We start from the raw sequence: 6,463 nt of genomic DNA, 5'->3' as shown, positions 1-6,463 counted from the left end.
CCGGCCTTCCACACCGCCAACACCGACACCACCAACTCCACCGACGAACGCGGCAGCGCCAACGCCACCAACGACTCCGGCCCCACCCCCAACCCCACCAAACGCCGGGCCAACCGCTCCGCCCGCACATCGAGGTCGGCCGCCGTGACGGTTCCCGCGTCGGAGATCAGCGCGGGGTCCTGCGGGGCCGCGGCGACGCGCCGGTCCCACAGCTCGGGCACGGTGAGCGGCTCCACGGGGCGGGCCGACCCGTTCCAGTCGGTCAGCACGCGGCGGCGCTCCTCGGCGCCCAGGACGTCGATGGCGCCGACCGGGGTCTCCGGGGCGGCGACGACGGTGGTCAGCAGGCGCAGCAGCCGGGCGATCAGCCGCTCGACGCCGGCGTGGTCGAACAGGTCGCTGCTGTACTCGACCAGGGCGTCCATGCCGCCCGCCGGCCGTTCGGTGAATTCGAGGCCCAGGTCGAACTTGGCGGCGCCCGTCCCGACGGGCATCGATACGGAGTCCAGTCCGGGCAGCCCCGTCTCGGCGGTCGCGGTGTTCTGCAGGACGAGCATCACCTGGAAGAGCGGGTGACGGGCCCGGGAACGATCAGGGGCCACCGCGTCCACGACCCGCTCGAACGGCACGTCCTGATGCGCGTACGCCGCCAGATCCCCCTCACGCACCCGCGACAACAACTCCCGGAACGACGGATCACCCGACACGTCCGTACGCAACACCAGCGTGTTCACGAAGAACCCCACCAGCTCGTCCAACGCCTCGTCCTGACGCCCCGCGATCGCACCACCGATCGGAACGTCCTCCCCCGCACCCAACCGGGAGAGGAGGGCGGCAAGTCCCGCCTGGAGGACCATGAAGAGGGTGGCCCGGGACTGGCGCGCCAGGGCCACGAGGCCGTGGTGCAGCTCGGGTTCGACGGTGAAGGTGAGCATGCCCCCGCGGTGACTGGCGACGGCGGGCCGGGGCCGGTCGGTCGGCAACTCCAGCAGGTCCGGGGCGCCGGCCAGCGTCTTCGTCCAGAACCGCAGCTGGTGGGCGGCCAGGCCCTGCGGGTCGGTGTCGGATCCCAGCAGGTCGCGCTGCCACAGGCTGTAGTCCGCGTACTGCACCGGCAACGGGCGCAGGTCGGGAGCGACCCCTTCGGCGCGGGCCGCGTAGGCGGCGGCGAGATCCTGACCCAGAGGAGCCAGTGACCAACCGTCAGCCGCGATGTGGTGGACCGTCAGCAACAGCACCTGCTCCTCGGGACCCAGCACGAACACCTCGGCACGCAGCGGCAACTCGGCCGCCAGATCGAACCCACGCGCCGCCGAAGCGACGAGTGCCGCGTCCAACCCGTCCTGCGACACCTCCACCACGGCCAACCCCGGACGGGCCACCGCCGCATCGAGGACGTCCTGGTAGGGGATGCCCGCCTCTTCGGGGAAGAGGGTGCGCAGGCTCTCGTGCCGGGCGACGACGTCGCCCAGTGCGGCCCGGAGCGCGTCGTGGTCCAGGGTGCCCCGCAGCCGCAGCGCGAGGGGGACGTTGTAGGTGGCGCCCGGGCCTTCGAGCCGGTCGAGGAACCACAGGCGGCGCTGGGCGTACGACAGCGGTACCCGTTCGGGGCGGACGGCCGGCAGCAGGGGCGGCCGGGCCTCGCCTGCGTCGCCGATCCGCTCGGCGAGCGCGGTCGGGGTGGGGGCCTCGAAGAGGGTACGGATGGCCAGTTCCACGCCCAGGGCGCCGCGGACGCGGCTGACCAGGCGGGTGGCGAGCAGCGAGTGCCCGCCGAGGTCGAAGAAGTGGTCGTCGGCGAAGACCTCCCGGACGCCCAGCACTTCGGCGAACAGTCCGCAGAGGATCTCCTCCTGCGGGGTGCGCGGGGCCCGCCCGCGGGTGTCGCCGGGGCCGGTCTCGGGGGCGGGCAGCGCCTTGCGGTCGAGCTTGCCGTTGGGGGTCAGCGGCAGGGCGTCGAGGGCGACGAAGGCGGCCGGGACCATGTAGTCGGGCAGGTCGCGGCCCGCGTGGGCGCGCAGTTGCGCCACGTCGATCCGCTCGCCGGCGGCCGGCACCAGGTAGGCGGCCAGCCGCAGGTCGCCCGGCTGGTCCTCGCGGACGACGACGGCGACCTGGGCGACCGTCGGATGGGCGGCGAGCCGGGCCTCGATCTCGCCGGGCTCGATGCGGAAGCCGCGGATCTTGACCTGGTCGTCGGCGCGGCCGACGAATTCCAGGGCGCCGTCCCCGGTGCGGCGGGCCACGTCGCCGGTGCGGTACATGCGGGCGCCGGGGGCGCCGAACGGGTCGGCGACGAAACGGCTCGCGGTCAGGTCGGGGCGGCCCCGGTAGCCGCGGGCCAGGCCCGCGCCGCCGACGTACATCTCGCCGGCGACGCCGGGCGCGGTGGGCCGCAGGCCGCCGTCGAGGACGTGGATCCGCAGGTCCGGGATGGCCCCGCCGATCATGCTGCCGGGTCCGGCGGCGGCGCTCGGCGCGTCCAGGGCGAGGTGGCTGACGTGCACCGTGGTCTCGGTGATGCCGTACATGTTGACCAGGACCGGAGCCCGGTCGTCGTGCCGGGCGTACCAGTCGGCGAGCCGCCACAGGTCGAGTGCCTCGCCGCCGAAAACGACGTACCTCAGGGCCAGCCGGCCACCGACGGCCGGGTTCTCCCGGTCGGCCTGCATCAGCTGGTGGAAGGCGGACGGGGTCTGGTTCAGGACGGTCACGCGCTCGTCCGCGAGCAGCCGCAGGAACTCCTCGGGGGAGCGGCTCACGGCGTGCGGGACGACGACGAGCCGGCCTCCGTGCAGCAGCGGTCCCCACAGTTCCCACACCGAGAAGTCGAAGGCGTAGCTGTGGAAGAGGGTCCACACGTCGTCGGGTCCGAAGTGGAACCAGTGGTCGGTGGCGCCGAAGAGGCGGACGACGTTCTGGTGCGGGACGACGACGCCCTTGGGCCGGCCGGTGGAGCCGGAGGTGTAGATGACGTACGCCGGGTGCTGGGGGTGCAGCGCGGTCTCGGGGGCGGTGGCGGGTTCGGCGGCGAGCGCCGTGCGGACGGCCGGGTCGTCGAGCCGCAGCCGGGCGACGTCCGCGCCGAGCCCCTCGGGCAGTCCCGCGTCGGAGCGGGTCACCAGCAGGGTGGGGCGGGAGTCGTCCAGCATGTGGGCGAGCCGGTCCGCCGGGTAGTCCGGGTCCAGCGGTACGTAGGCGGCGCCGGACTTGAGGGTGGCGAGCACGGCGACGACGAGGTCCGCGGAGCGGGGCAGGGCGAGCGCGACGAACCGCTCGGGTCCGGCTCCGTGCCGGACGAGCAGCCGGGCCAGCCGGTTGGCGCGGGCGTCGAGTTCGGCGTACGTGAGCTGTTCGCCCTCGCAGGTCAGGGCGATCCGGTCCGGGGTGCGGGCGGTCCGGGCGGCGAACAGGGCCGGAATGGTGTCCTCGGCGGTCCCGGTCCCCGGGCCGTGCCCTTCGGCCAGTGCCCGGTGCTCTTCGGGCCCGAGGACGTCGATCCGGCCGGCGGGCCGGGTGGGGTCCTCGGAGAACGCCTCGAAGATCCGCACCAGGCGGTCGCCGATGACGCGTACGGCGTCGGTGTCGAACAGGTCGGGGCGGTGGTCCAGGCGCATCCGCAGCCGGTCGTCGACCACACCGGCGATGACGCCGAGGGCGTAGTGGGTGGCGTCGGTGGCGTGCAGGCCGGTGAGGGTCAGGCCGCTGCCTTCCGGCTGGAGCGCGTCGGTGTCCAGCGGGTAGTTCTCGAAGACCGCGATGGTGTCGAACAGGGGGCCGGCCCCGGCGATGCGCTGCACGTCGGTGAGGCCCAGGTGCTGGTGCGCCATCAGGCGGGCCTGGCGTGCCTGGAGCCGGCCGAGGGCGTCGGCGAACGGTTCGGCGGCCGGGAGTTCGATGCGGACGGGCAGGGTGTTGATGAAGAGACCGACCATGGTCTCGATGCCTGGTATTTCCGGGGGGCGGCCGGAGACGGTCGCGCCGAAGACGATGTCGTCGCGGCCGGTCAGCTTGGCGAGGAGCAGCGCCCACGCGCCCTGGAGCACGGTGTTGAGGGTCAGCCCGTGCCGGCGGGCCTGTTCGCGCAGCCGTGTGGTGAGCTCCGCGGTCAGTTCCACGGTGAACGCCTGCGGCTGGACGCCGGCCGGCGGGGCGTCGGCGGGGGCGAGCAGGGAGGGCCCGTCGAGTCCGGCCAGCGCCTCGGCCCAGGCGGTTTCGGCGGCGGCCTTGTCCTGGCCGTCGAGCCAGGCGAGGTACTGGCGGTAGGGGGTGACCCGCGGCAGGGCGCTGTCGTCGCCCCGGGAGGCGTACAGGTGGAACAGCTCGCGGACCAGGACCGGCATGGACCAGCCGTCCATGAGGATGTGGTGCTTGGTGAGGACGAACCGGTGCTGCTGGTCGCCGAGCCGGTAGAGGGCCGCGCGCAGCAGCGGCGGCCGGGTGAGGTCGAAGCGCTCGGCGCGGTCGGCGGCCAGCAGCCGGTCGAGTTCGGTCCGCCGCCGGTCGGGGTCGGTCTCGGCCGTCAGGTCGGTCTCCCGCCAGGGGACGTCGACCTCGTGCGGCACGATCTGGACGGTGCGGCTGAGTCCTTCGTAGCGGAACGCGGAGCGCAGGTTGGGGTGGCGGCGCAGCAGGGCGCCGGTGGCCTCCCGCAGGGCTGCCGCGTCCAGCGGGCCTTCCAGGTCGAACATCAGCTGGACGGTGTACACGTCGGCGGCGCTCTCGTCGTACAGGGCGTGGAAGAGCAGGCCTTCTTGCAGCGGTGAGAGCGGCAGTACGTCGGCGAGTCCCGGCTTCGTCATGAGGAGGTTCTCCAGTCGGCTTCCAGCAGGTCGATCTCGGCCTGGGACAGAGAGACGAGGGTCAGATCGGAGGGGGTGTGCCCGCCGGCCTCGGGTGCCCGGGCGTGGTCGGCCAGTACGGCGAGGGCGCGGAAGAAGGTGTCGGCGAGGTCTTCGACCTCGGGGCCGGTGAACAGCTCCGCGGCGAAGGACCAGGTGGCCAGCAGGCGGGGCCCTTCGGGGTGGTCCTGGGTGAGGGCGTTGAGCTCCAGCTCGTGGGTCAGCGGCATCGTCGGGTCGGATCCGCCGCCGAGCAGCTCGGCCTCGGGGGCCGCGGTCCACGGCTCGCCGCGCAGCGCGGCGGCCGGGAAGCGACCCAGGTAGTTGAAGCCGAGCTGGGGCGCGGGGGTCTCCGGGAGCCGGGCCTCGGGTGCGAGGTGGCGCAGCATCCCGTATCCGATGCCGCTGTCCGGTAGGGCGCGCAGCTGTTCCTTGATGTGTTTCAGGCTCCGGCCGACGGCGGGGCCGCCGGACCAGAAGCGGTCGCGGTGGGCCGGGCCGGTGTCCAGGCGCACCGGGTAGAGGCTGGTGAACCAGCCGACGGTGCGCGAGAGGTCGGCGCCGTCGACCACGTCCTCCCGGCCGTGGCCCTCCAGGTCCACGAGGACGCCCGCGTCGTTGCCCTTGGCACGGCGGGCGCGCCAGTCGGCGACGGCGAACGCGAAGGCGGTGAGCAGGACGTCGTTGACGCCGGCGTGGAAGGCGGCGGGCACCTCGGACAGCAGCGCGGCGGTGTGGTCCGCGGGCAGGGTGCGTACGACGGTCCGCTCGGTGGCGAAGACGTCGCGGGCGGGGTCGAGCCGGCCGCGGCCGAGTACCGGATCGTTGCCGGTCAACTGGAGCTTCCACAAGGGGAGTTCGTCCAGTCGTTCCGGTGCGACGGTCGTCAGCGCCCGCGACCAGGCCCGCAGGGGGGTCGGGACCGGCGCCGGGGCGGGCTCGGCGCCCTTGGCGAGTGCCTCGCAGGCGGCCGCGAGGTCCGGCACCAGGATGCGCCAGGAGACCCCGTCGACGACGAGGTGGTGGACGACGAGCAGGAGCCGGCCGGGTGCGTCGGTTCCGGCGTCGAACCAGACGGCCCGGAGCATCACCCCGGCGTCCGGGGCGAGCCGGCCGGCGGCGGTGTCGCTCTCCGCGGCCACGGCGGCGCGCAGCGCCCCGCCCGTGCCGTCGATGTCCGCGACGGGCACGCGGTGCAGCAGCGGGCCGGCGGCCACCGCGCCGGGCTCCGGGACGTGCAGCGCCCAGTCGTCCTCGCGGACCAGGCGGGCGCGCAGGGCGTCGTGGTGGTCCAGCAGGGTTTGGAGGGCGGCGGTGAGCCGGTCCTCGGTCAGGCCGGCCGGGGTGTGCAGGAGCATGGACTGGTGGAACCGGCCGATGGGTCCGCCGTGTTCGCGGAGCCAGTGAACGATGGGGGTGGCCGGGATCCGTCCGGTGCCGATGCCCGTGACGGGTGCGGGGGAGGCGTCGGCGGTGCCCGCCACGAGGGCGAGCGCGGCGATGTTCTTGTGCTCGAAGACCTCCCCGGGGGTGATGACCAGTCCGGCTCGGCGGGCGCGGCTGACGAGCTGGATGGACATGATGCTGTCGCCACCGAGGTCGAAGAAACTGTCGTCGATCCC

Annotated in this window: 2 protein-coding genes; both read right to left on the bottom strand. The window is 73.9% G+C overall.

Annotation, left to right across the window (positions count from 1 at the left end; genetic code table 11):
• The coding region (locus ACFY0I_RS39810; RefSeq protein WP_388904715.1) for an amino acid adenylation domain-containing protein at positions 1-4,802 on the bottom strand (4,802 nt) is incomplete at its 3' end.
• Positions 4,799-6,463: condensation domain-containing protein (locus ACFY0I_RS39805; RefSeq protein WP_388904714.1), on the bottom strand; the 1,665-nt coding region annotated here is incomplete at its 5' end. The genes ACFY0I_RS39810 and ACFY0I_RS39805, both read right to left, overlap by 4 nt.

The organism is Streptomyces sp. NPDC001568 (assembly GCF_042893755.1).
Classification (GTDB): domain Bacteria; phylum Actinomycetota; class Actinomycetes; order Streptomycetales; family Streptomycetaceae; genus Streptomyces.
This window is presented reverse-complemented; position numbering and strand designations above follow the sequence as displayed.